The sequence below is a fragment of the Geobacillus sp. BMUD genome (assembly GCF_013096845.1).
Taxonomy (GTDB): Bacteria; Bacillota; Bacilli; order Bacillales; family Anoxybacillaceae; genus Geobacillus; species Geobacillus vulcani.
In genome coordinates, this window is sequence record NZ_SDLA01000019.1 from 1 (window position 1) to 24941 (window position 24941).

The 24941-nt window shown below is 47.4% G+C and carries 20 protein-coding genes; all 20 read left to right on the top strand.

Annotation, left to right across the window (positions count from 1 at the left end; translation table 11 throughout):
* Positions 1 to 177 precede the first annotated feature (177 nt).
* On the top strand, positions 178 to 1719 hold the full coding sequence (gene mmsA, locus ETC05_RS15405) for a multiple monosaccharide ABC transporter ATP-binding protein (RefSeq protein ID WP_031409171.1): 1542 nt from the start codon (positions 178 to 180) through the stop codon (positions 1717 to 1719).
* Between the two features lies 1 nt (position 1720).
* Entirely contained in the window at positions 1721 to 2944 is a 1224-nt protein-coding gene (gene mmsB, locus ETC05_RS15410; RefSeq protein WP_031409173.1) for a multiple monosaccharide ABC transporter permease, read from the top strand.
* 302 nt (positions 2945 to 3246) lie between these two features.
* Positions 3247 to 4341 (top strand): GntR family transcriptional regulator, encoded by a 1095-nt coding sequence (locus ETC05_RS15415; protein WP_031409175.1) that lies wholly within the window; start codon positions 3247 to 3249, stop codon positions 4339 to 4341.
* A 92-nt stretch (positions 4342 to 4433) separates the two neighbouring features.
* Positions 4434 to 5120, top strand: a complete 687-nt coding sequence (araD, locus tag ETC05_RS15420) for an L-ribulose-5-phosphate 4-epimerase (RefSeq protein WP_031409177.1) — start codon at positions 4434 to 4436, stop codon at positions 5118 to 5120.
* Between the two features lie 15 nt (positions 5121 to 5135).
* Positions 5136 to 6830 carry a ribulokinase gene (locus ETC05_RS15425; protein WP_031409179.1) on the top strand — a complete coding sequence of 565 codons (1695 nt, stop codon included), beginning with the start codon at positions 5136 to 5138 and terminating at the stop codon, positions 6828 to 6830.
* A gap of 16 nt (positions 6831 to 6846) precedes the next feature.
* Positions 6847 to 8337, top strand: a complete 1491-nt coding sequence (gene araA / locus ETC05_RS15430; RefSeq protein WP_031409180.1) for an L-arabinose isomerase — start codon at positions 6847 to 6849, stop codon at positions 8335 to 8337.
* A gap of 456 nt (positions 8338 to 8793) precedes the next feature.
* A complete protein-coding gene (locus ETC05_RS15435) occupies positions 8794 to 10104 on the top strand; it encodes an ABC transporter substrate-binding protein (RefSeq protein ID WP_171661375.1) in 1311 nt (436 codons plus the stop codon).
* Between the two features lie 147 nt (positions 10105 to 10251).
* Positions 10252 to 11160, top strand: a complete 909-nt coding sequence (locus tag ETC05_RS15440; protein ID WP_031409187.1) for a carbohydrate ABC transporter permease — start codon at positions 10252 to 10254, stop codon at positions 11158 to 11160.
* 3 nt (positions 11161 to 11163) lie between these two features.
* The gene (locus ETC05_RS15445) at positions 11164 to 12009 is read left to right on the top strand and encodes a carbohydrate ABC transporter permease (protein ID WP_031409189.1); all 846 of its coding nucleotides are present in this window, start codon (positions 11164 to 11166) and stop codon (positions 12007 to 12009) included.
* A 27-nt stretch (positions 12010 to 12036) separates the two neighbouring features.
* The gene (gene arfA / locus ETC05_RS15450; RefSeq protein ID WP_031409191.1) at positions 12037 to 13545 is read left to right on the top strand and encodes an arabinosylfuranosidase ArfA; all 1509 of its coding nucleotides are present in this window, start codon (positions 12037 to 12039) and stop codon (positions 13543 to 13545) included.
* A gap of 62 nt (positions 13546 to 13607) precedes the next feature.
* Entirely contained in the window at positions 13608 to 14603 is a 996-nt protein-coding gene (locus tag ETC05_RS15455) for a Gfo/Idh/MocA family protein (protein WP_171661376.1), read from the top strand.
* Between the two features lie 15 nt (positions 14604 to 14618).
* Positions 14619 to 15671, top strand: coding sequence for an aldose epimerase family protein (locus ETC05_RS15460; RefSeq protein ID WP_171661377.1), 1053 nt, complete (start codon positions 14619 to 14621; stop codon positions 15669 to 15671).
* A gap of 25 nt (positions 15672 to 15696) precedes the next feature.
* Complete coding sequence (locus tag ETC05_RS15465; RefSeq protein ID WP_031409198.1) at positions 15697 to 16497, top strand: HAD-IIA family hydrolase; 801 nt, start codon at positions 15697 to 15699, stop codon at positions 16495 to 16497.
* A complete protein-coding gene (locus tag ETC05_RS15470; RefSeq protein ID WP_031409200.1) occupies positions 16494 to 17708 on the top strand; it encodes a sn-glycerol-1-phosphate dehydrogenase in 1215 nt (404 codons plus the stop codon). The genes ETC05_RS15465 and ETC05_RS15470 overlap by 4 nt, the downstream gene beginning before the upstream one ends.
* A 158-nt stretch (positions 17709 to 17866) precedes the next feature.
* Positions 17867 to 19603, top strand: a complete 1737-nt coding sequence (locus ETC05_RS15475; RefSeq protein ID WP_171661378.1) for a sensor histidine kinase — start codon at positions 17867 to 17869, stop codon at positions 19601 to 19603.
* On the top strand, positions 19596 to 20375 hold the full coding sequence (locus tag ETC05_RS15480; protein ID WP_031409204.1) for a response regulator transcription factor: 780 nt from the start codon (positions 19596 to 19598) through the stop codon (positions 20373 to 20375). Before ETC05_RS15475 ends, ETC05_RS15480 begins: the two co-directional genes overlap by 8 nt.
* A 104-nt stretch (positions 20376 to 20479) precedes the next feature.
* Positions 20480 to 21805, top strand: coding sequence for an extracellular solute-binding protein (locus ETC05_RS15485; RefSeq protein ID WP_031409205.1), 1326 nt, complete (start codon positions 20480 to 20482; stop codon positions 21803 to 21805).
* 70 nt (positions 21806 to 21875) lie between these two features.
* Positions 21876 to 22745 carry a carbohydrate ABC transporter permease gene (locus ETC05_RS15490; protein ID WP_031409207.1) on the top strand — a complete coding sequence of 290 codons (870 nt, stop codon included), beginning with the start codon at positions 21876 to 21878 and terminating at the stop codon, positions 22743 to 22745.
* 14 nt (positions 22746 to 22759) lie between these two features.
* Positions 22760 to 23626 carry a carbohydrate ABC transporter permease gene (locus ETC05_RS15495; RefSeq protein ID WP_031409209.1) on the top strand — a complete coding sequence of 289 codons (867 nt, stop codon included), beginning with the start codon at positions 22760 to 22762 and terminating at the stop codon, positions 23624 to 23626.
* Positions 23627 to 23891: 265 nt separating this feature from the next.
* On the top strand, positions 23892 to 24941 hold the full coding sequence (locus ETC05_RS15500; protein WP_031409211.1) for an aldose epimerase family protein: 1050 nt from the start codon (positions 23892 to 23894) through the stop codon (positions 24939 to 24941).

The following is a 24941-nucleotide window of genomic DNA, read 5'->3' on the forward strand; positions in this document are numbered from 1 at the left end:
CCGAAGATTCTAGGCATCCATCCTCGCACCTAGATACACGCCCGAAGTATGCCCAAATGCCTCTGAGCCCTTTGGTATCAAGGGATTAGAGGCATTTTGTTTGCCTAGTCACTGTCGAACTCGGGGGATCTGCAACCCCTTATATCCGTAACTCTCTGACAAGGGGTGCAACAGAAGATGGCTGAATTTATTTTAGAAATGAGGGGGATTACGAAGCAATTTCCTGGAGTAAAAGCGCTTGATAATGTGAACTTAAAGGTGCGGGAAGGAGAAATTCACGCGCTTTGTGGAGAAAACGGGGCAGGAAAATCGACATTAATGAAAGTGTTGAGCGGTGTTTATCCGTACGGCACGTATGACGGAGAAATTTTATTTAAAGGTGAAGTATGTAGATTTAAAGATATTAAACAGAGCGAACAGTTAGGAATTGTTATCATTCATCAAGAGTTGGCCTTGATTCCGTATTTATCTATTGCCGAAAATATTTTTTTAGGGAATGAACGAGCGAAAAAAGGCATCATTAACTGGAATGAAACGATTGCTCAAACAAAAAAACTGCTGCAGAAAGTCGGATTAGAGGAGTCACCGCATACACCGGTCGGCCAACTTGGTGTCGGCAAGCAGCAACTTGTGGAAATCGCGAAGGCATTGGCCAAAGAAGTCAAATTGCTTATTTTGGATGAGCCGACAGCGGCTTTGAATGAAGATGACAGCGAAAACTTGCTGAATTTGCTTTTGGAATTGAAACAACAGGGCTTATCGGCCATTATTATTTCCCATAAATTAAATGAAATTGCTAAAGTCGCTGATTCGATCACGATTTTACGGGATGGAAAAACGATTGAAACGTTGGATATGAAACATGATGAAGTGACCGAAGACCGGATTATCCGTGGAATGGTTGGGCGCGACTTAACCAATCGTTATCCGACAAGAACACCGAAGATCGGCGAAGTCATATTTGAAGTGAAAAATTGGACGGTGTATCACCCCGTTTACTCCGAGCGCAAGGTGATTGATGACGTCAATCTGTCGATTCGTAGAGGAGAAATTGTCGGGATCGCTGGCCTCATGGGGGCGGGACGAACGGAATTGGCCATGAGCATCTTTGGTCGGTCATACGGAAAGAAAATCAGTGGCGAAGTATGGAAAAACGGGTCCAAAATCGATGTCAGTGATGTCAGCAAGGCCATTGCTAATGGAATTGCTTATGTAACAGAAGACCGCAAAGGGAACGGGCTTATCTTAATGGAAGATATCAGGAAAAACATTACCCTTTCACGTTTAAGTAAAATCTCGAGTCATTTGGTCGTTGATGAAAATCAAGAAATTGTTGAGTCGGAGCGATTTCGTGACCAATTCAAAATTAAAACGCCAAGCGTATTTCAAAAAGTAGAAGCCCTTAGTGGGGGAAATCAGCAAAAAGTGGTGCTGAGCAAGTGGATTTTCGCTGAGCCCGATATTTTGATTCTTGACGAACCGACACGGGGAATTGACGTCGGCGCGAAATATGAAATTTACACAATCATTCAGCAGCTAGCCGATGCAGGGAAAGGCATTTTAATGATCTCGTCCGAGCTTCCGGAAATTCTTGGCATGTGCGATCGAATTTATGTGATGAGTGAAGGGAGAATCACTGGCGAGGTGCCACGGGAAGAAGCGACCCAAGAAAAACTGATGAGGCTCATGACGAAAACAGCGATTCAGGAGGGAGCATAAAATGGAAGCACCAATGCGGAAAGCAGTGCATCATTCCTCGGGGCAATCTGTAGAAAATCAACGGTTATCGTTCGGTCAGTTGATCAAAAATAATATGAGAAGTTCCAGCATGGTGATCGCTCTCATTTTGATTATGTTATTGTTCCAAGTGTTAACTGGGGGCATTTTGTTGCGGCCATTGAATATTACGAACTTAATTTTGCAAAACAGTTATATTTTGGTGCTGGCTGTCGGCATGATGCTTGTCATTATCACTGGACATATTGACTTGTCTGTCGGATCGGTCGCGGCTTTTGTCGGGGCATTGGCCGGCATTCTGATGGTTCAGCACCAGACATCAGTGTGGTTGACAATGCTCATTTGTTTATTACTCGGGGCCTTGATTGGTGCGTGGCAAGGTTTTTGGGTGGCGTACGTAAAAATCCCATCGTTCATTGTTACATTGGCAGGGATGTTGCTGTTTCGGGGGTTGACAATGGTTATTTTGGAAGGACAGTCGATCGCTCCGTTTCCGAAAACATTTCAAAACATGAGCTCTGGATTTCTCCCAGACGTATTTCATGGCGGAGCGATTCATCTGTTCACGATCGTGATCGGTGTTGCTGCTTCCCTCTTGTTTATTGCACTGGAATGGAGAAAACGAAACAACCAGAAGAAATATGGGTTTGCCGTCGTTCCTGCGCCGATGTTTGCGTTGAAACTCGCTGCGATCGCCGCTGTGATCATGATTTTCACTTATATTTTAGCCACGTACGAAGGAATCCCGACGATTTTGGTGATTTTGGCCGCGTTGATTATCATTTATTCCTTTGTGGCGAATCGGACGGTCGTCGGCCGCCATATTTATGCGATTGGTGGTAATGAGAAGGCTGCGCAATTGTCCGGCATTAAAACGAAACGCGTCACATTTTGGGTGTTTGTTAACATGGGTGTGCTGGCTGCCTTGTCCGGGCTGATTTTTGCCGCCCGTCTTAATGCCGCGACGCCAAAAGCAGGAAACTTGTTTGAACTCGATGCCATTGCGGCATGCTTTATCGGAGGCGCATCCGCTTATGGTGGTGTTGGCACGATCGGGGGAGCGATTATCGGCGGTCTTGTGATGGGTGTGATGAACAATGGCATGTCGTTGTTAGGGTTGGGGATTGACTGGCAACAGGCCATTAAAGGGCTTGTATTGCTTATTGCTGTCGCTTTTGATATTTACAACAAAAACAAAGCCGCTTAATGCAAGAGCGAAGGGCCAAGCGCATTGCTTGGCTTTTTTGTCAAATGGTCAAAAGGCGGACAAAAGGCTTTTATGCTCGAAAAGAGTTCGATCGGTTCATATGATCCGTATGTCGAGTCACATTTCAAGTGGTTTTGGAGGTTGGAGCGTTTTCTCCCCTTGTTCTCTTTCGTTCGAAAAAGGGCGTGTACAGGCACCTCATATATTTTCCGCCGTCTGCTCTTAGCACAATGATACGGACAAATAAAAACTGCTATAATAAAATTAATTTATATCTCATTATTTTATCGTTGAGGTGGACTATGAAGGAGAAAACGCTGCCCAAATATGCGCAATTAAAGCAAGAAATTTTATCATGGATTGTTTCAGGCAAGGTAAAGCCGGATGAGAAAATTCCGACTGAGCATGAAATCGCCAATCAGTTTCAGTTAAGTCGCCATACGGTTCGGCAGGCGCTCGGTGAGCTTGAGAAGGAAGGATGGCTGTACAAAATCCAAGGGAGCGGCACATTTGTGTCCCGGCCGAAGCCGAAAGAACAGGTTGACACGAAAACGATCGGGATCGTGACGACCTATATCTCCGATTATATTTTCCCTCATATTGTACGCGGTGCGGAAGAGACGTTGCGGGAAAAAGGGTACCGCCTTTTGTTGGCGAGCACAAATAACGATAAACAGAGAGAAAAAGAACGGCTTGAGGAGATGATTCGAGAGCCGTTGAGCGGGCTGATCATCGAGCCGACGAAAAGCGCGCAAGGAAACCCTAATTTAGGCTACTACTTGTCGCTCAACAACCACCATATTCCGTATGTGATGATCAACGCCCGCTATTTGGAAGTGAGCTGTCCATGCGTGAAAATGGATGACGAAGAAGGCGGGTTTTTATTGACGGATCACCTCATTCGTTTAGGCCATCGCCGAATCGCTGGTTTCTTTAAAACGGACGATTTGCAAGGGGTGGATCGTTTGCGGGGGTTTATTCGTGCCCATCAGCAACACGAGGTGCCCGTGGCGACGGAGTATCTTCTATCCTACACAACCGAGGAGAAAACGACCAGACCGCTTGAGGTGGCGCGGGAGTTTTTGCAACGGCCGAAAGAGGAGCGGCCGACAGCGTTTGTTTGCTACAATGATGAGCTGGCGATTTTGCTTCTTGATGTCATTCGCCAACAAGGATTATCGGTTCCTGATGACATTTCGATTGTCGGATTCGATGATTCGACGTTTGCGACAGCGACGGAAGTGAAGTTGACAACGATTCGCCATCCAAAAACGGAAATGGGGATCGAAGCGGCGCGGTTGTTGATTCAAATGATCGAGCAGCCGGCCGCTGAAAAAATCGGAGATATGATTTATAAGCCTGAGTTAATCATCCGTAACTCTACAAAAGGAATATAAAAATATGTTCGTATTTTTACAAAAAGTATAGAAAAATTGTACGTACAATATTATAATGGAGGTGAGGAGATTTTTCATAGGGAGTGGAGGCCATGCTTGAGGAGCTGAAACGATCAGTATGGGAGGCCAATCTGCAGCTTCCGCAATACCGCCTCGTGACGTTTACGTGGGGAAATGTGAGCGGGATTGACCGGGAGCGCGGGTTGGTTGTCATTAAGCCAAGCGGGGTGGCGTATGACAAACTGACCATCGATGATATGGTGGTTGTGGACTTAAACGGCAACGTGGTAGAAGGAGCCTTAAAACCGTCGTCGGACACTCCGACCCATCTCTGGCTGTATAAACAATTTCCAGGAATCGGCGGAATTGTCCATACCCATTCGACTTGGGCGACTGTTTGGGCACAGGCCGGGAGAGGGATTCCAGCGTTGGGGACGACGCATGCTGACTATTTTTATGGCGAAATTCCGTGCACCCGGCCGATGACCAGCGAGGAAATTCAAGGGGCGTACGAACTTGAAACCGGCAAAGTGATCACCGAAACGTTCCGGTTTCTCGACCCGTTGCAAGTACCGGGTGTTTTGGTGCATGGCCATGGACCATTTGCTTGGGGCAAAGATCCGGCCAATGCCGTCCACAATGCTGTCGTTTTGGAAGAAGTGGCGAAAATGGCGGCAAGAACGTACATGCTCAATCCAAATGCACAGCCGATCAGCCAGTCGCTGCTTGACCGCCATTATTTACGCAAGCATGGCGTAAACGCTTACTATGGCCAATAAGGGAGGGAGACTGCGATGGGGAAAAAGTATGTCATCGGCATCGACTATGGGACGGAATCGGGACGCGCCGTTCTTGTTGATCTGGAAGGAAACGAAATTGCGGACCATGTCACCCCGTACCCTCACGGAGTCATTGATGAAGTGTTGCCGGAATCGAACGTACAACTAGAACCAGACTGGGCACTGCAGCACCCGGGCGATTATATCGAAGTGTTGGCGACCGCCGTTCCAGCTGTATTGCAAAAGTCAGGGGTCAACCCGGCGGATGTGATCGGGGTTGGGATCGATTTTACCGCTTGCACGATGCTGCCGGTCGATGCTTCCGGCGAGCCGCTTTGCTTGAAACCGGAGTTTAAACATCGCCCACACAGCTGGGTGAAATTGTGGAAGCACCATGCCGCTCAGGATGAGGCAAACTTGCTCAATGAAATCGCCGCCAAACGGGGCGAAGCGTTTTTGCCGAGATACGGCGGTAAAATTTCATCCGAATGGATGATTGCGAAAATTTGGCAGATTCTGAACGAAGCGCCGGATATTTACGACCAAACCGATCTCTTTTTAGAGGCAACCGACTGGGTGATCTTCAAAATGACCGGTCAACTGGTGCGCAACAGCTGCACGGCCGGTTATAAGTCGATTTGGCATAAACAAGACGGCTATCCGAGCAAGGAGTTTTTCCGGGCGCTCGACCCGCGGCTGGAACACTTAACAGAAACGAAACTGCGCGGCTCGATCGTTCCGCTCGGCACAAGAGCAGGGGTGCTGACGAAGGAAATGGCGGCCATGATGGGCCTCCTTCCGGGAACCGCCGTTGCCGTCGGCAATGTCGATGCCCATGCGGCCGTACCGGGTGTCGGGGTCGTTGAACCAGGCAAACTGGTGATGGCGATGGGCACATCGATCTGCCATATGTTGCTTGGTACGGAAGAAAAGTATGTGGAAGGAATGTGCGGCGTTGTCGAGGATGGCATCATTCCGGGATATTTCGGCTATGAAGCCGGGCAGTCAGCGGTGGGCGACATTTTCGCTTGGTATGTTGAACAAGGTGTTCCGGCCTATGTGAAAGAAGCGGCGGAAAAAGAGGGAGTTAGTGTCCATGAGTGGCTGGAAAAGCGAGCCGCTGCCTATCGGCCGGGGGAAACCGGACTGCTCGCGTTAGACTGGTGGAACGGGAACCGTTCCGTATTGGTCGACACCGATTTAACCGGGCTGATCATCGGCTATACGTTGCTGACGAAACCAGAAGAGATTTACCGCGCATTGCTTGAAGCAACGGCCTTCGGCACGCGCAAAATTATCGATGCCTTTGTTGAAAACGGTGTCAACGTAGATGAACTGTACGCGTGCGGCGGATTGCCGCAAAAAAACAAGTTGCTCATGCAAATTTATGCTGATGTGACCAACCGTGAGATTAAAATTGCGGCGTCCAAGCAAACCCCGGCAGTCGGGGCTGCCATGTTCGCAGCGGTTGCGGCCGGCAAAGAAAACGGCGGTTATGAATCCATTGTGGAAGCGGCACGAAACATGGGGAAAGTGCGTGAAGAGACGTTCAAACCGATTCCGGAGAATGTCGCCATTTATGAACAGCTGTATCGAGAATATTCGAAACTGCACGACTACTTCGGCCGCGGGGAAAACGATGTGATGAAGCGGCTTAAACATTGGAAAGAAACCGCAAGGGCGGCGAAAGAATCAATAACTTTATCGTGAATCGGGAGGGGCAATCATGTTATCATTACGGCCTTATGAATTTTGGTTTGTGACAGGAAGCCAGCACTTGTACGGAGAAGAAGCGTTAAAACAAGTCCAAGAACATTCAAGAATCATGGTCAATGAATGGAATCGCGATTCGGTGTTTCCGTTCCCATTCGTTTTCAAATCAGTCGTGACGACGCCAGAGGAAATCCGGCGCGTTTGCCTGGAGGCGAATGCGAGCGAACGATGCGCCGGAGTCATTACTTGGATGCATACGTTCTCGCCAGCGAAGATGTGGATTGGCGGCCTGTTGGAGTTGCGAAAACCGTTATTGCATCTTCATACGCAGTTTAACCGTGATATTCCATGGGACAGCATCGATATGGACTTTATGAACTTAAACCAATCGGCTCACGGTGACCGGGAATACGGATTTATCGGTGCGAGAATGGGAGTGGCCCGGAAAGTGGTCGTTGGTCATTGGGAAGACCCAGAAGTCCGCGAGCGGCTGGCGAAATGGATGCGGACGGCCGTCGCCTTTGCGGAAAGCCGCCAGCTCAAAGTGGCCCGTTTCGGCGATAACATGCGCGAAGTGGCGGTAACGGAAGGGGACAAAGTGGGAGCGCAAATTCAATTCGGTTGGTCGGTCAACGGTTATGGTGTTGGGGATTTGGTGCAATCGATTCGCGATGTTTCTGAACAAAGCATTAACGAACTGCTTGATGAATACGCCGAACTGTATGACATGGTGCCTGCCGGCCGTCAAGATGGACCGGTTCGCGAGTCCATCCGTGAGCAGGCTCGGATCGAGCTTGGGTTAAAAGCCTTTTTGCAAGATGGCAACTTCACCGCCTTTACGACGACGTTCGAGGATTTGCATGGCATGAAGCAACTCCCAGGACTTGCGGTTCAACGGCTCATGGCAGAAGGATATGGATTCGGCGGCGAAGGCGATTGGAAAACGGCCGCCCTCGTCCGGTTGATGAAAGTGATGGCCGATGGCAAAGGGACGTCGTTCATGGAAGACTACACGTACCACTTTGAGCCTGGCAACGAACTGATTCTCGGCGCTCATATGCTCGAAGTATGTCCGACGATCGCGGCAACGCGGCCGCGCATCGAAGTTCATCCGCTTTCGATTGGCGGAAAAGAAGATCCAGCCCGCCTCGTGTTTGACGGCGGCGAGGGCGCGGCGGTCAATGCTTCCCTGATTGATTTAGGGCACCGCTTCCGTCTCATTGTCAATGAAGTCGATGCGGTGAAACCAGAACACGACATGCCGAAATTGCCGGTCGCCCGCATTTTATGGAAACCGCGCCCGTCGTTGCGCGATTCGGCCGAAGCATGGATTTTAGCCGGCGGCGCCCACCATACGTGTTTCTCATTTGCGGTTACAACAGAACAATTGCAAGACTTTGCGGAAATGACCGGCATTGAATGCGTCGTGATCAATGAACATACGTCCGTCTCCTCATTCAAGAACGAACTAAGATGGAATGAAGTATTCTGGCGGGGACGGTAAGGTGTAAGCGTGCAAATCCATACGGCACGACACCAAGGACATGGGCTGGAAGGAGGGCTCATGTCCTTGGTTTTTATCATATATAAAAGTTGGCAATTTAACAGAGGAGGTGATCTTGAATGTGTAAGCAAAGTAATCAACGCAAGGGCAGTTATATGGACAACTTTTGGCATCAATTTAACTTGGATAAAAATATTTCTTAATTTTTTTAAATTTTTTATTGAAAAAAATATACACAATGGTACAATGAAGTTAAAAGTTATACGTACAATATAAAACACGGTCAGGCTAAAACATAATATTTGTAAGGCCAAATTGTTTTCGAATCCTTATAAAAAGGATTTGAAATAAACTAGGGAGGAGAGGTGGTTAGTTTTAAAAGCGTTTTCAACGATAGTAGCAACATGGCGTAAACAGTAGTTGACCCGCGCTTGAAATCAGGGGGGAGGTAAACCGATGAAAAAGTGGTCTTTATTGCTACTAGTCTTATTTATGGCTGTATCAACGTTTTTAGCTGGTTGTTCAGGTGACTCAAGCAATTCTGGTCAATCGAGCAAAGGCGCAAATGGTGCCACTAAACTGACATTATGGACATTTGGAGAGCAACATGCAAAGTTTTTCGAGTTTATGGCTGATGAGTGGAATAAAACACACCCTGACAAAAAGATTCAGCTAGAAACTACCACTTATCCGTATGATGACATGCATAACAAACTGCTTTTATCTTTGCAATCCGGAGTAGGAGCGCCGGACATTGTAGATATTGAGATTTCTCGTTTCTCCAACTATTTAAAAGGAAAACCGCAGTTAGTAGAGTTAAATGACATTATAGACCCCGTAAAAGACAAAGCTATTCAATCAAGATTCGATATCTACTCTAAAGATGGAAAGTACTATGGAATTGATTTTCACGTCGGTGCGACCGTCATTTACTATAATAAAGAATTATTGGATAAAGCAGGGGTAAATCCCGACGAAATCGTTACATGGGATGATTTTAGAGAGGCAGGTAAGAAGGTAGTTAGCGCTACAGGAAAGCCGATGATGACAATTGAAACAGACGGTCCATGGACTTACTGGCCCCTAGTTGTACAACAAGGATCTGATTTTTACGATAAGGACGGAAAGGTAATTTTAGATAAAGATATCAACATAAAAACATTAACATTTTTGAAACAACTGTTAGATGAAAAAATTGCTATAGCTGCTCCGGGTGGGAACCATCATGCAGAAGAATATTATGGGTTTATGAATAAAGGCGGGGCTGCATCTGTTGTGATGCCGATGTGGTACATGGTGCGGTTTACCGACTACATGCCAGATTTAAAAGGGAAAATAATCATTAAACCGATGCCAAAATGGACGGCAGATGGAAAGCGGTCGGCAGGCATGGGCGGCACTGGAACCGCTATCACTAACCAATGTAAGAATGTAGAGCTGGCGAAGGAGTTTTTAGCGTTTGCTAAATTATCTAAGGAAGCTAACATCCAAATTTGGAAACAGCTTGGATTTGATCCGATTCGTTGGGATGTTTGGAGTGATCCTGCGCTGAAAGAGCCGAATAAATATACAGAATACTTTGGAGATTATATTTTCGATGTTCTTATGAGTGTGAAAGACGAAATCAATTCGCCGACAGTGACTGAAAACACTCCAAAAATGAATGAGTTAGTGGTCCAAACAGTTTTGTACAAGGTTTTAAAAGAAAAGAGCATGTCCCCAGAGCAAGCTCTGAAAAAAGTGGCAGATGAAATGAGAAAACAATAAACAGGAGTAGCTTGAATGATAGAGGGGGGATTTGATTGATGCCGCGGCACGACGTCTCCCCTCACCACTCTATGTTTTTTGGCTCGGGGATGATACAACGATTAAATCGGGAGGGGTATCGCGGTGGAAAATAAACCAGTCTACTCAATGCAAACAGTACCCCGGAAACGAACAGGAAACGGGATTATTTTTTCTCAAAAGGCTGCTCCGTATATTTTTGTATCACCGTTTATCCTGTCCTTTTTACTATTTTTCCTTTATCCTTCCATTTCGACGATCATAATGAGTTTTCAAGAAGTATTACCTGGAGAAACAAAATTTATTGGGGTAGAAAATTACAAAAAATTACTCAATCCGCATTTTTATGCAGCCTTGCGTAATACAACAATTTACACTATTTGGACACTAATTATTCTGATCCCGCTTCCTTTAGTGCTAGCGGTCATCTTGAATTCTAAGGCTATACCGGGACGTAATTTTTTTCGCTCTGCCTATTTTATACCAGCTCTAACTTCTACTATCGTAGTTGGTGTAGTGTTCCGTTTAATCTTCGGGGAGTTGGAATCAGCTCCTGCGAATACGCTTTTGAAATGGCTAGGGCTGCCGCCCCAGCAGTGGACAATGCATTGGGGAACGGGAATGTTTTTAATGGTATTTTTAGCGTCTTGGAAGTGGCTAGGGGTGAATATTTTGTATTTTCTCTCGGGGTTGCAAAATATCCCAAAGGAACTTTATGAGTCGGCAGAAATGGACGGAGCTGGGGCATTTAGGAAGTTTTTTTATATTACACTTCCACTTTTAAAGCCAGTGGTAATTTATGTGTTAACGATTAGTATTTTTGGCGGGTTTAGAATGTACGAGGAGAGTTTTGTGTTTTGGCAAAATCAGTCTCCTGGTGATATTGGACTTACTTTAGTAGGTTATATTTACCAAGAAGGCTTTATGAACAATGATATGGGATTCGGTTCTGCTGTCGGGATTGTGCTGCTAATCATCGTATTTGTTATTAATATTATTCAGTTGAAGGTTACCGGAGCCTTCAGGAAGGAGGGATAGAGAATGACAGAGACAGCAAAAATTCACCCAGTTGCAAAGGCGGTAGTCGTATTAATGTTGTCGCTTTTTGCTGTTGTCGCACTCTTCCCGTTTTTTGCGTTATTACTGGCATCCTTTAAGCCGTCTACGGAGCTGCTTAGATATGGGTTAAATTTAAAATTACAGGCACATTTGCTGTCATTCAAGAACTACATTTACCTCTTCCAAGAAGGGGCAAAATATCTGACTTGGTATAAAAATAGTTTGATTATTACTGCGGTCGGAACTGTGTTATCTTTACTATTTTCCTCTATGGTTGGATATGCGTTGGCAGTATACAATTTCAAGGGCAGAAATGTAATTTTTATTCTTGTCTTGACTGTCATGATGATTCCGACTGAAATTTTGATGTTACCTTTATACAAATTGATGGTGTCCTTCAAAATGATTAACACATACTGGGGAGTTATTGTTCCTACCATGGTAGCCCCTATCGCTATTTTCTTTTTTAGACAATACGCGTTAGGGTTGCCGAAGGAATTGCTTGATGCAGCTAGAATAGATGGGTGTTCGGAATTTAGAATTTTTTTCAGCATTATGGTTCCGTTGATGAAGCCCGCGTTTGGAGCGATGGCTATTTTACAGGCAATGGGTTACTGGAATAGCTTTCTATGGCCGACAATTATTCTACGAACGGAGGATATGTTCACCTTGCCAATCGGTTTATCTGGGTTGTTAACTCCTTATGGCAATAACTATGATATTTTAATTTCGGGATCTCTGTTAACGATTCTTCCGATTATTGTATTATTCATGTTCTTCCAACGTTACTTTATTTCTGGTTTAACGGTTGGAGGAGTGAAAGGGTAATCGACTATAGAAGGGGGTATGAGTGATATGGGGATGAAAAAAGCAACCATGATCATCGAAAAAGATTTCAAAATCGCCGAAATCGACAAACGCATCTATGGCTCGTTTATCGAACATCTCGGCCGTGCCGTATACGGAGGGATTTATGAGCCCGGCCATCCGCAGGCCGATGAAAATGGCTTCCGGCAAGATGTCATCGAGCTGGTCAAAGAGCTGCAAGTGCCGATTATCCGTTATCCGGGCGGGAATTTTGTGTCCGGTTACAACTGGGAGGACGGAGTCGGGCCAAAAGAAAAGCGGCCGCGGCGGCTTGATTTGGCATGGAAGTCAGTGGAAACGAATGAAATTGGCTTGAATGAATTTGTCGATTGGGCCAAGATGGTCGGAGCCGAAGTGAATATGGCCGTCAACTTAGGGACGCGCGGCATTGATGCGGCACGCAACTTGGTTGAATATTGCAACCACCCGTCGGGCTCGTATTACAGCGATTTGCGCATTTCCCACGGCTATAAAGAGCCGCATAAAATTAAAACATGGTGTCTAGGCAATGAGATGGACGGTCCGTGGCAAATTGGCCACAAGACGGCCGTTGAGTACGGACGAATCGCTTGTGAAGCGGCCAAAGTGATGAAATGGGTAGATCCGACCATTGAACTTGTTGCGTGCGGAAGTTCAGGCAGAAATATGCCGACGTTTGCGGAATGGGAAGCGACGGTTCTTGATCACACGTATGAGCATGTCGATTATATTTCCCTCCATCAATACTTTGGAAATCGAGATAATGACACGGCGAATTATTTGGCGCTGTCGCTGGAAATGGATGATTTTATCCGTTCGGTTGTGGCCATTGCTGATTACGTGAAGGCGAAAAAACGAAGCAAGAAGACGATTCATCTTTCGTTTGATGAATGGAACGTATGGTACCACTCGAATGAGGCGGATAAGCAAATTGAACCGTGGACCGTCGCGCCGCCTTTGTTGGAGGATATTTATAACTTTGAAGATGCGCTTCTTGTCGGCTGCATGCTCATTACGCTCATGAAACATGCCGATCGGGTGAAAATCGCCTGCTTGGCTCAGTTAGTGAATGTCATTGCACCGATCATGACGGAACCGAACGGGCCGGCATGGAAGCAAACCATTTACTATCCGTTTATGCATGCCTCGGTTTACGGCAGAGGGGTGGCGTTGCACCCAGTTATTTCAAGCCCGAAATACGACAGCAAAGACTTCACAGATGTTCCGTATTTAGAGTCGATCGCTGTTTACAATGAAGAAAAAGAAGAAGTGACGATTTTTGCGGTCAACCGTGATATGGACGATTCGTTATTGCTTGAATGCGATGTCCGCCATTTTGACGATTATCGCGTTATTGAACATATCGTATTGGAACATGAAAACGTGAAACAAACGAATTCCGCGCAATCTTCCCCGGTCGTTCCGCACCGCAACGGCGATGCTCAACTGTCCGGCGGGAAAGTGTCGGCGACGTTGTCGAAGTTATCGTGGAATGTGATTCGTTTAGGAAAACGATAAGGAAATGAAGGCTGGTCTGATGGCCAGCCTCTCCCTTTGAAAACGGGAAGGAGAGACGAAACATGGGGCGTAAAGTTCGCTTTGGTATTATGAGTACAGCGGCCATCGCCAAAGACGTGATGATTCCAGCCATTCGCCGGACGGATCGCGCCGAAGTCGTGGCGATCGCCAGTGAAAGGGGGAAGGCCAGCGAAGCGGCGCGGGGGCTCGGCATTCCGAAGGCGTATGACAGCTACGGACAGCTGATTGATGACCCGGACGTCGACGCGGTGTACATTCCCCTTCCGAACAGCCTGCACGCGGAATGGACGATCAAAGCGGCACAGAAGAAAAAACATGTGCTTTGCGAAAAACCGGCTGCCTTATGTGAAGAGGATGTCCGACGCATGATCGAGGCGTGCGAGAGAAACGATGTTTTATTCATGGAAGCGTTCATGTATCAGTTTCATCCGCAGCATGGGCGCGTCAAACAGCTTCTCGCTGCCGGTGAGATCGGTGACATCACGTACATGCGTGCCCATTTCTCTTTTTATTTGCAAGACCGGGAAACGAATATCCGCATGAACCCTGAGCTTGGCGGGGGAAGCTTGTTCGATGTCGGCTGCTATTGCGTGCACTCAACAAGACACATCCTTGGCGTCGAACCAATCGAATTATTTGTTCAATCCCATTTTGATCCGCACCGTTCGGTCGATGTAACGACGAATGGTTGGATGAGGATGGAAAACGGTGTGCTTGCGCAGTTCACGTGCAGTTTTGACATGCTCTTTCAGAACGAATACGAAGTGGTGGGCACGAAGGGAAAAATCGTTGTCTCGCGGGCGTATCGGCCGGATGTCGATGGCGGTGAGGGGCGGATTACGATCGTAACGGCTGATGGAAGCGAGCATGAGGAAACGGTGTCAGGCGATCAATACGCGCTGCAAATCGAGCACTTCTCGCTCGCTGTTCTTGAAGGCACACCGCTGTTGTATTCGCCAGAGCGCATGATCAAACAAGCGCGGGCGCTCGACGCTTGCCGCACATCGATGAAGACGGGAAACATCGTAAGGTTATAAGGAAGGGGAAGCAACATGAAAGTGACATATGAGAAATGGGCTGGATATAACGGAAAAGACGTGCTTTTGTTTACATTGACCAATGATCACGGCGTAGAATTGTCGGCGATGAACTATGGATGTGTTGTCACGAGGCTATGCGTTCCTGACCGAAACGGCAACATCGAAAATGTCGTGCTCGGGTTCGACCGGTTTGAGCCGTATATTGAAAACGCGCCGTACTTTGGCGCGGTCATTGGCCGCGTGGCGGGGCGCATTCGCGGGGCGAGCTTTGAACTCGAAGGCATCGCGTATCAACTGGCGAAAAACGAAAACAACAACCACCTGCATGGGGGACCGAATGGCTTCCACCGCGTGCTTTGGCGGGCTGAGACCGTTCAACGTGATGATGCGGTCGGCGTCGTTTTTTCGTACACGAGCCCGGACGGAGAGGAAGGGTATCCGGGAACTTTGGAAGTGCAAGTGGCGTACTGGCTGAACAATGACAACGAATGGACGGTGACGTACCGAGCCCGTTCGGACAAAACGACGTTGCTCAACGTGACGAATCATACGTATTTTAACTTAAGCGGCAACGGCAAGCGGGATATTTTGGACCATACGCTGACGATCCAAAGCTCGCGTGTGCTCGAACTAAACGAAGAACTGATTCCGACAGGCCGCGTCTTGGATGTCGCCGGCACGCCGTTTGATTTGCGGCACGGAAAGATGATCCGGGAGGCGGTTGAATCCGGACACCCGCAAATCGAACTCGTCGGCGGGGGCTATGACCATCCGTTTTGGCTCGACCGGCATCATGACAAGGAAATTGTTCTTTCCGACCAAGAGAGCGGACGAACGTTGACGGTGGAGACGGACGAAGTCGGCGTGGTCGTGTACACATCGAACCAGCTGCCGGAAGGAATGGATGTAGGCGGCGTGCCGTCGCGGAAACATCTCGGCATTTGCTTAGAAACGCAAGGGTTGCCGGATGCGGTTCACCATCCGCAGTTTCCCTCGATCGTATTGCCGGCTGACAAGGAGCGGGTATCAACGACGGTCTATCGGTTTGGCGTGCGGACATCATAGACGGATGGGAGGTGGATTGCCCTTGATGGAGGAAATCGCAGGGGTGTTGATTGATCTTGATGGGACGATATGGAGGGGAAATGAACTCATTCCGCAGGCGGAGGAGGCGGTTGCCTACCTCCGCTCTCTTGGAAAACGAATCGTGTTCGTCAGCAATCGCGGCAATTGGTCGCGGCGCATGTGCTATGAACAGTTTACACGATTCGGGGTGGCTGTGGCAGAGGAGGAGATTCTTTTATCTTCGACGGTCACGGCGCAATTTTTGCGCCAACACTATCCGCTCTGTCAAGTTTGGACGCTGGGGGATGAGGGGCTGCGCGAAGAGTTGCGCCTCCACCACGTTCGATTGGCAGCCGTGCCGGAGGAAGCGGACTTTCTCGTTATCACGTTGCATGAGACCGTGACCTATCGAGAGTTAGATTTGGCCTTTCGCGCGGTTTGGCATGGAGCGCGCATCATGGCGACCAATATCGATAAAACGTTTCCGAGTGAACATGGGAATGCCATTGATGTAGCGGGGATGGTCGGGGCGATTGAAGCGGCGACAGCCCGAACAGTGGAAATCGTGTTAGGTAAGCCTTCTTGCTTTATGGCGGAAGCGGCCTTGTGCCAGCTGCAAGTGCCGCCTCACCGTTGTCTCATCATTGGTGACAGTGTGGAGTCAGATCTTCGCATGGGGCGGATGCATGGGATGAAGACTGCTCTTGTGTTGACCGGTAATACAAAGCGGAGTCAGCTTGACGCATTGCGGGCCAAGGAACGGCCCGATTATGTGTTGGACTCGATTGGTGACATCATCCGCTTAGGGAAGGAGATCATGCAGTGAATCAAACATTGGACGGCATCGTTTCATTAGCCAAGCAATGTCAGTGCGGGCATCGTCATTATGATATTCCGATTGAACAAATTGTCGTGAGCCATGAGGCGTTCAAACGGCTGGCAGCTTATTTGCAGTACAAGCGATATAAGAAAGTGGCTGTGGTGGCCGACGCGCGGACGTTTGCGGCGGCGGGACAATCATTGTGTGATGAGCTGGAAAATGAATCGATTCGCTGCAAGGTATGCTTCGTGCAACCGGATGAAAATGGGGATGTCATCGCCGATGAGCGTGCCATCGTGCAAGTGCTGCTAGGAACACCGGACGATGTCGATGCGTTCATTGCCGTAGGGGCGGGAACGATTCACGACATTACCCGTTTTGGCAGTTATAAAATGAAAGTTCCGTTTATTTCGGTTCCTACTGCTCCATCGGTCGATGGATTTACATCCATGGGTGCTCCGCTCATCATTCGCGGGGTGAAAAAAACCATTCAAGCACAGGCGCCGATTGCAGTGTTTGCCGATATTGAAGTGTTGCGGAATGCGCCGAAAGCGATGATCGCTGCTGGGTTTGGTGATATGCTGGCGAAGTATACGTCATTGGCCGACTGGCAGTTTGCCCATTGGATGATGGATGAGCCGTATTGCCCATTCGTCCATCAGTTGACAGAACAGTCGTTGCAAACGTGTGTCGATCACCTCGATGACATTGCCGATGGCGGTGAACAAGGAATTCGTGTATTAATGGATGCGCTGTTGCAGTCGGGCATCGCCATGTTGCTCATGGGTCAATCGTACCCCGCTTCGGGCGCTGAACACCACCTTTCCCACTATTGGGAAATGGAATTTTTGCGCCAGAACAAACGGCAAGTGCTCCATGGCGCAAAAGTGGGAGTATCGACTCCGATCATTGTGGAGCACTATCAACGTGTCTTTTGGCCTTTGTTAAGTGAATTAGAAAAATGCCGAAAGTCCATGGACGAAACGATATGGGAACGGCTCAAAGCGCATACCGCTTCTATTCGGGAGCTGCTTGAATCATTGCCGTCCCCAGAGCGTCTTCGCTCAATGGTAGAGAGAGTAGATGGGGCGGTTGCGCCACAACAGCTCGGTATCGACCACTGGCTAGTAGAGCGTGGTTTGAAAGAAGCCCATCGGTTGCGCCCGAATCGTTTCACGATGCTCTATTGTTTAAACGAATGTCTGTTGAGGGAATGAAGGGGGCTGGTCGGACGGCTTACGAGCCGCAGACGACCAGCTTTTGTTTTGACTCCCTTTGTTTGTGTGCTATACAAATTATTTAGAAACTACTATACTAGTTAATGAAAGAGGTGTTTCTTTCACATATTCTTTTTCATAGTAGGAAGGTACAGGCCATGCTCAGCTACTTAAAAAAATGGAACACGCTGCGAAATCAAATCTTGGTCGTATTCCTATTTGTCATGGTGATTGTGCTGTCTCTCGTCAGCATGATCACCCTCAAGCAAGTGTCCTTGTTGATTCGCCATAACGCGGAAAGCCAAATCAAGCAGACAGCGATGGAAACGAGCGGCCGAATCGATTCACTGTTTGAACAGCTGAATACAGCGACAAAGTTTATGATGACCAATCGAGAAGTCCAGCGATTGTTTGAGCGAATCCATTCGGGAGAGAAAGTGACGTTTCCGGAATTGCAAAGGCTAAAAAGTGTGGTCAATAATATCCAAGCCAACTCTGAAGGCATTTACTCCGTTGAACTCTATACAGAAGATTTGAAGCAAGTGTTTCCTTTAGACAGTTCGATGAAGATGTTTGAACGCCTCAATGTCAAATGGATTTATGAAGCCGATCGGGCCAAAGGAAGGCTCGTTTGGATCGGAGAAGATCCGCGGAATTCTCAGTTTTATTTGGCGATTCGCCGCATTACGTTAATGGAGCGCCAGTTTGTCAACGGGGGGTACTTGCTTGTCCGCATTTATAAACCATATTTTTCAATTACTGAGGTGAACACGGGGCAATACGTCTTCGTTTCCGATCCGGAAGGGAAAATGATTTTTTCGAACACTCCCCACTCCATCGATCTATCTTCGTTAAACGAGCGGACAGCAACGATCATGAATCAAATCGAATATATGGTGACAAAACAGTCTTCCAACAAAGGATTCACCGTTTTCATATTGACTCCTGTCAGCGCTCTGACCAAGGGAATGAACGGGATTCGGCTAGGGATCATTTTCGCCGGCATCATCGGGATGCTTGTTTACTTTTTATGTTCATTGCTTCTGTCAACCGTTATTACACGTCCGATTGTTCAATTGACCAAAACGATGCGGCTGGCGAATGAACGGTTATTAGCTGTTGACCCGCAAATGGTTACAGTCAATGAAATCAGAGAGCTGAACAGCACCTATAACCAATTGGTAAAAGAGACGAATCACTTGATGAAGATGGTGTATCAAAAAGAGATCGTTCGCAGCCAAAGTGAATTGAAAGCGCTTCAGGCCCAAATCAATCCCCACTTCTTATACAACACGCTGGAGTCGTTGCGATGGTCATTAGAAGAAAAAGGGGAAGAAGAGCTGGCCGATGTCGTTGTTTCCATGTCAGAGCTGTTTCGCTATACGATCAGCCGGCATGCGAACGACGACTGGGTCACATTGAAAGAGGAGTTTTGCCACATCGAAAATTATATGGAGATTGTCAAATTCCGTTTTGGTGATCGGATCAAATGGAAGCTATGGCTGTCAAAGGAATGGGAGCAAGTACGGATTCCAAAGTTAATCATTCAACCGTTAGTGGAAAACGCGGTCGTCCACGGATTGGAAAACCGATCGTCTCCTTGTACGATTACGGTCACTGTCAAGCCTGGTTTGGATCGTCATCTTGAGATCATTGTGGAAGATGATGGAGCCGGGATGGACGAAGAAACGCTCAAGGCGGTGAAACAGGCTGTGGATACAGGGGGCCTGGTGTCTAAAAAAGGAAAAGGAATGGCTTTGTATAATGTCAAAAAGCGCCTTCAACTTTATTATCGGGACGAAACGAACACTGGCCTAACGATTGACAGCTGGAAAAACAAGGGCACAAAAGTCACGATCCAAATTCCTATTAATGGAGGTGAAAAAAATGTATGAGAAAACGATTTTAGTTGTCGATGATGAACCAAGGGCGCGAGAAGGAATGAAACGGTTGTTGGAAAAATGGGGCGCTGGCAAGCATCGAATTATCACGGCTGACAACGGTCAAGAAGCGCTTGCCATTTTGCGGCAAGAGCGGGTGCATGTGTTATTGACCGACATCCGGATGCCTGAAATCACGGGGCTTGATGTGCTGGAAGTGCTGAGGAAAAACGATGATTCTCCGGCGGTGATCATCATCTCTGCTTACCCCGATTTCGACTATGCACAAAAAGCCATCAGCCTTGGGGTGCTAAACTATTTGTTAAAACCAGTAAAGAAAAGCGAATTATTTGAAGCGGTAGAAAGAGCGATCCAAATTTCCGAACAAAGAGAAAGAGAACGGGTAATGAAACAGCTGGTTGACGATAAACTGATCAATGCTCTTGACCGCCATTCTCCAACTCGCGAGCCGATTCGCGAGGCCCTCCAGTTTATTGATCAACATCTCAAAGACGATCTATCACTAAAAGAGGTGGCGGAGCATGTCCATCTCAATCCAAGCTATTTCAGCACGCTGTTTAAGGAACAGATGAAGCTTACATTCAGTGAATATCTCACAAGAAGAAGGATGCAACGGGCCAAGGAGCTGCTCGTGACGACGGATATCCCGGTCGCGGAAATTGCCGAAGAGTGCGGTTACAGAACCGCGAAATATTTTATTCAACTGTTTAAGGAAATGGAGGGGATGACTCCAAGCAGCTATCGAAAAAGGCAAAAAGAAAAATAATCTAAAAATACTGGTACTTTTCCTAATGGTTGTTGCCTTTTTCCCCTTTCGCGATGATGGTAGACTGTATTTGCAAGCAAAGAACAGAGAAGGGGGTACAGTTTGTGAAAAAGAAAGCGTTCACATGGCTGGCTTTGTTGATGTTGATGGCAGGATTGGCGTTGTCCGGTTGTTCTTCTTCGTCTAGTGATTCTGCTAACGGAGGGAAATCCGGAGACGGGAAAATCCATTTGAAGTTCATGCACGATTGGCCCAAAGGCAGTTCGACCGCTTACTACAATCTGGTGGAAGAGATTATTAAAGATTATGAAGCGAAACATCCGAATGTCGTCATTGATGTGGAAGTGCTGAACCCGGATCAATATCGAGATAAATTGAAAGTGCTGGCTGCCTCGAATGAATTGCCTGACGTAGGACTGACATGGTCTAACGGCTTCGCTGAGCCGTACGCGACCGGCGGACAATTTGCGCCACTAAATGATATAATCGAAAAAGAATTTAAAGACCAGTTCGTACCTGGAACGGTAGAAGCGTATACCTTTAACGGCAAATCGTATGCGCTTCCAATGGAGATGAATATTACGTACATTTTCTACAACAAAGAGATTTTCAAAAAATATGGCCTTCAAGAACCGAAAACGTTCGAAGATTTGAAAAACATCGGAAAAACGTTGATCAAGCATGGAGTGATTCCGGCAACGGTTGGTTCGAAAGACGGGTGGCCGGCATCGATGTGGTTTATGTACCTTGCTGACCGGATCGGCGGCCCGACGATTTTGACGGATGTCATTCAAGGAAAAGTGAAAATGTCCGATCCAGCTATTGTCAAAGCGGCAAAAGAAGTTCAAAACCTTGTTGACATGGGCTTTTTTGTGAAAGGAAATACAGCCTTCTCCAATGACGATGCCAAAGGCTATTTCCTCAACGAAAAAGCGGCTATGTTCCTAACGGCGACATGGGAGTTGCCCAACTTTACGACCAGCCCGGATGTCCCGCAAGAGTTTAAAGACAAAGTCGGTTACTTTAAATTCCCGCTGTATGAAGGCGGAAAAGGCACGGATATCAACAGCTATGTCGGTGGTCCTGGCTTAGGCGCGTTTGTTGCGGAAAATTCCAAGCATAAGGAACAAGCGAAAGACTTCGCGGTGTACCTTGTCAAAGAATGGGGCAAACGCTCAGTGGAAGGCGCAGGAATTTTACCGGCCACGAAGGTGAATACGGAAGGATTGAACGTGCCGAAAATGTATCTGGATGTGTTGCATGACATCAATAACGCCACCAACATTACGACTTGGTTTGACACCCAAGCGAGCCCGAATGTTTCCGAACTGCATCATGACTTAATGACAGCCTTGTTTGGGAAACAAATCACTCCAGAAGAATTTGCAAAACAGCATGATGAAGCGCTGGCTGAGGAAGCCAATAAATAAAAAAATGCGCACTTTGGGGGCATCAGTGGTAACCTATGCCCCCTTATTTGCAAAGAAGGAGTTATCAGCAATGAAAAACGTCATGTCCAATAAAACAGCCATAATTCTTTATGTTCTGCCGTCGCTTCTTCTCGTCTTGTTTTTAATTTATATCCCGATTGTGCTGACGGGATATTATGGACTGATGGATTGGAGCGGGGTAGGCCAGATGAAGTTCATCGGCCTGGAAAATTATAAAAAGCTGGTCCATGATCAACTGTTTTGGGAAAGCACATGGCACTCCGTCTTGTTGGCGTTATTTTCCGTTCTCAGCTTGATCGGCTATTTAATCGTTTCTTTACTATTGGCCAGCAAGCTGAAGGGAGCGAATCTGTTTCGAAAAATTTACATTATCCCGATGCTCATGTCGTCGGTCGCCATTGCTCAGCTTTGGATGAAGATTTTTGATCCGATGAACGGATTGATCAACAGCTTGTTATCGATGATAGGGGTAAAGGAAACTCCGCTTTGGTTGGCCGATCCTCAGATGGCGTTGTATTCGGTGTTCATTCCGATTGTTTGGCAGTATGCGGGATTTTACATCATCATCATGTATGCCGCTTTGATCAATGTACCTCAAGAATTGATTGAGGCGGCAAGAATCGATGGCGCCAATGCTTTTCAAATCGCCTATAAAATTAAAGTGCCTCTTATTTCTGGAGTGTTAAAAGTATTGGTGATTCTAGCCGTTGTGGGGTCTTTGAAATATTTTGATTTGATTTACGTCATGACCGGAGGCGGCCCGGGGCATGCTACGGAAGTCATTGCTTCTTATATGTATAAAGAAGCGTTTGGGAAGTTCAACTTTGGGTATGGAAGTGCCATCGGGTTTGGGTTGCTGATCCTTAGCATGGGAGCGACATGGGTGATTCAAAAAATGTTGAGAGTAAATCAGGGATAAAAGGAGAATTGACCATGAGAGAAGCAAACATCGCAAATACCGAACATCGTTCTCCTTTACGGCGAATAGCAATAGCGATTCTTTATGCTGTATTGATCGCTGTCGCGCTTCTTCAATTATACCCGTTAGTATGGCTATTCTTGCTGTCGTTGAAAACGAATCAAGAAGTATTTGGAATGTCTCCGTTCGCTTTGCCGAAATCTCCGCGGTGGGAAAATTATATCAATGCGTGGTTTGATGGGGGGATTAACCAATACTTTTTCAATAGTGTCTGGTATACGATTGTTGCTGTTGTATTGACGTTGATTTTAGCCAGCTTTGTCACTTTTGCCTTGACGAGAATGGAGTGGAAATTCAAAGGCGCGGTGTTGGCCTTGTTTATGATTGCTTACATGATTCCGCTTCATTCGACACTCATCCCATTGTTTAATATTTACAATAAAATCAATTTGATCGATAATCCGATTTCGATTATTCTCTCCTATACGACATTCAATTTGCCGATTACGATTATGATTTTGTTAGGATTTTATCAGTCATTGCCGCGGGAAATCGAGGAAGCAGCAGTAATGGATGGCTGCTCTGTTCATCGCATTTTTTTCCGCATCACCTTGCCAATGACGACGCCTGTTCTCGCTACTACCGCGATTATCAACATGATTTACAATTGGAATGAGTTTGTGTTTGTCAACACGTTCATCAGTTCGGAAAAATGGAAAACGATCACAGTCGGAGTCAACAATTTTGTCGGTCAATATCTCACTGACTGGGGCGCGATCGGCGCGACTTTGGTAATCAGCATTTTGCCGATCTTGATTGTGTATTTATTCTTGAGCGATCGAATTATTGAAGGACTCGTGGCTGGTTCGGTAAAAGGGTGATGTTCTTCACCCTTTGGCGCGACAATCACATCGGTGAGCGGTGATGTTCATCGCCGGATGAGAACCAGGCCAACCGTTTCTCATGGTTCTTGTCTGTGAAAAGCGTCATGTTTATGCTCGGGGTGAGAAGCAATGGTTGCTCATGAATGTTTTGCGCTTTGGCTGGTTGATAGATTTGTTTGTTTGTGTTATATACAAACTATTTAGAACGTAGTATGATAAAAATGAATCAAACATGTTCGTCATTTTGGAAGGGGGGAGAGGAGTGCGGATTGCAACAAAACCATGGTCTCGCTTCAACGGAAAAGAGGTTCTGTTATTCACGTTGACAAATGAATATGGCATGGAACTGTCGGCGACAAACTACGGATGCATCGTGACAAAACTGCTAGTTCCTGACCGAAACGGCAACATCGAAAATGTCGTGCTCGGGTTTGACCGGTTTGAACCGTATATCGAAAACGCGCCGTACTTTGGCGCGGTCATCGGCCGCGTGGCGGGGCGCATTTGCGGGGCGAGCTTCGAACTCGATGGAATCACGTATCAATTGGCGAAAAACGAAAACAACAACCATCTGCACGGTGGTCCGAATGGCTTCCATCACGTGCTTTGGCAGGCTGAGACCGTTCAACGCGATGATGCGGTCGGCGTCGTTTTTTCGTACACAAGCCCGGACGGGGAGGAAGGGTATCCGGGAACTTTGGAAGTGCAAGTGGCGTACTGGCTGAACAATGACAACGAATGGACGGTGACGTACCGAGCCCGTTCGGACAAAACGACGCTGCTCAACGTGACGAATCATACGTATTTTAACTTGAGCGGCAACGGCAAGCGGGATATTTTGGACCATGCGCTGACGATCCAAAGCTCGCGTGTGCTCGAGCTAAATGAGCAACTGATTCCGACCGGGCGCGTCTTGGATGTCGCCGGCACGCCGTTTGACTTGCGGCACGGAAAGATGATCCGGGAGGCGGTTGCATCCGGGCATCCGCAAATCGAACTCGTCGGCGGGGGCTATGACCATCCGTTTTGGCTCGACCGGCATCATGACAAGGAAATCGTTCTTGCCGACCGAGAGAGCGGACGAACGTTGACGGTGGAGACGGACGAAGTCGGCGTGGTCGTGTACACATCGAACCAGTTGCCGGAAGGAATGGATGTAGGCGGCGTGCCGTCGCGGAAACATCTCGGCATTTGCTTAGAAACGCAAGGGTTGCCGGATGCGATTCATCATCCGCAGTTTCCCTCGATCGTATTGCCGGCTGGCAAGGAGCGGGTATCAACGACGGTCTATCGGTTTGGCATCGCCGAATAA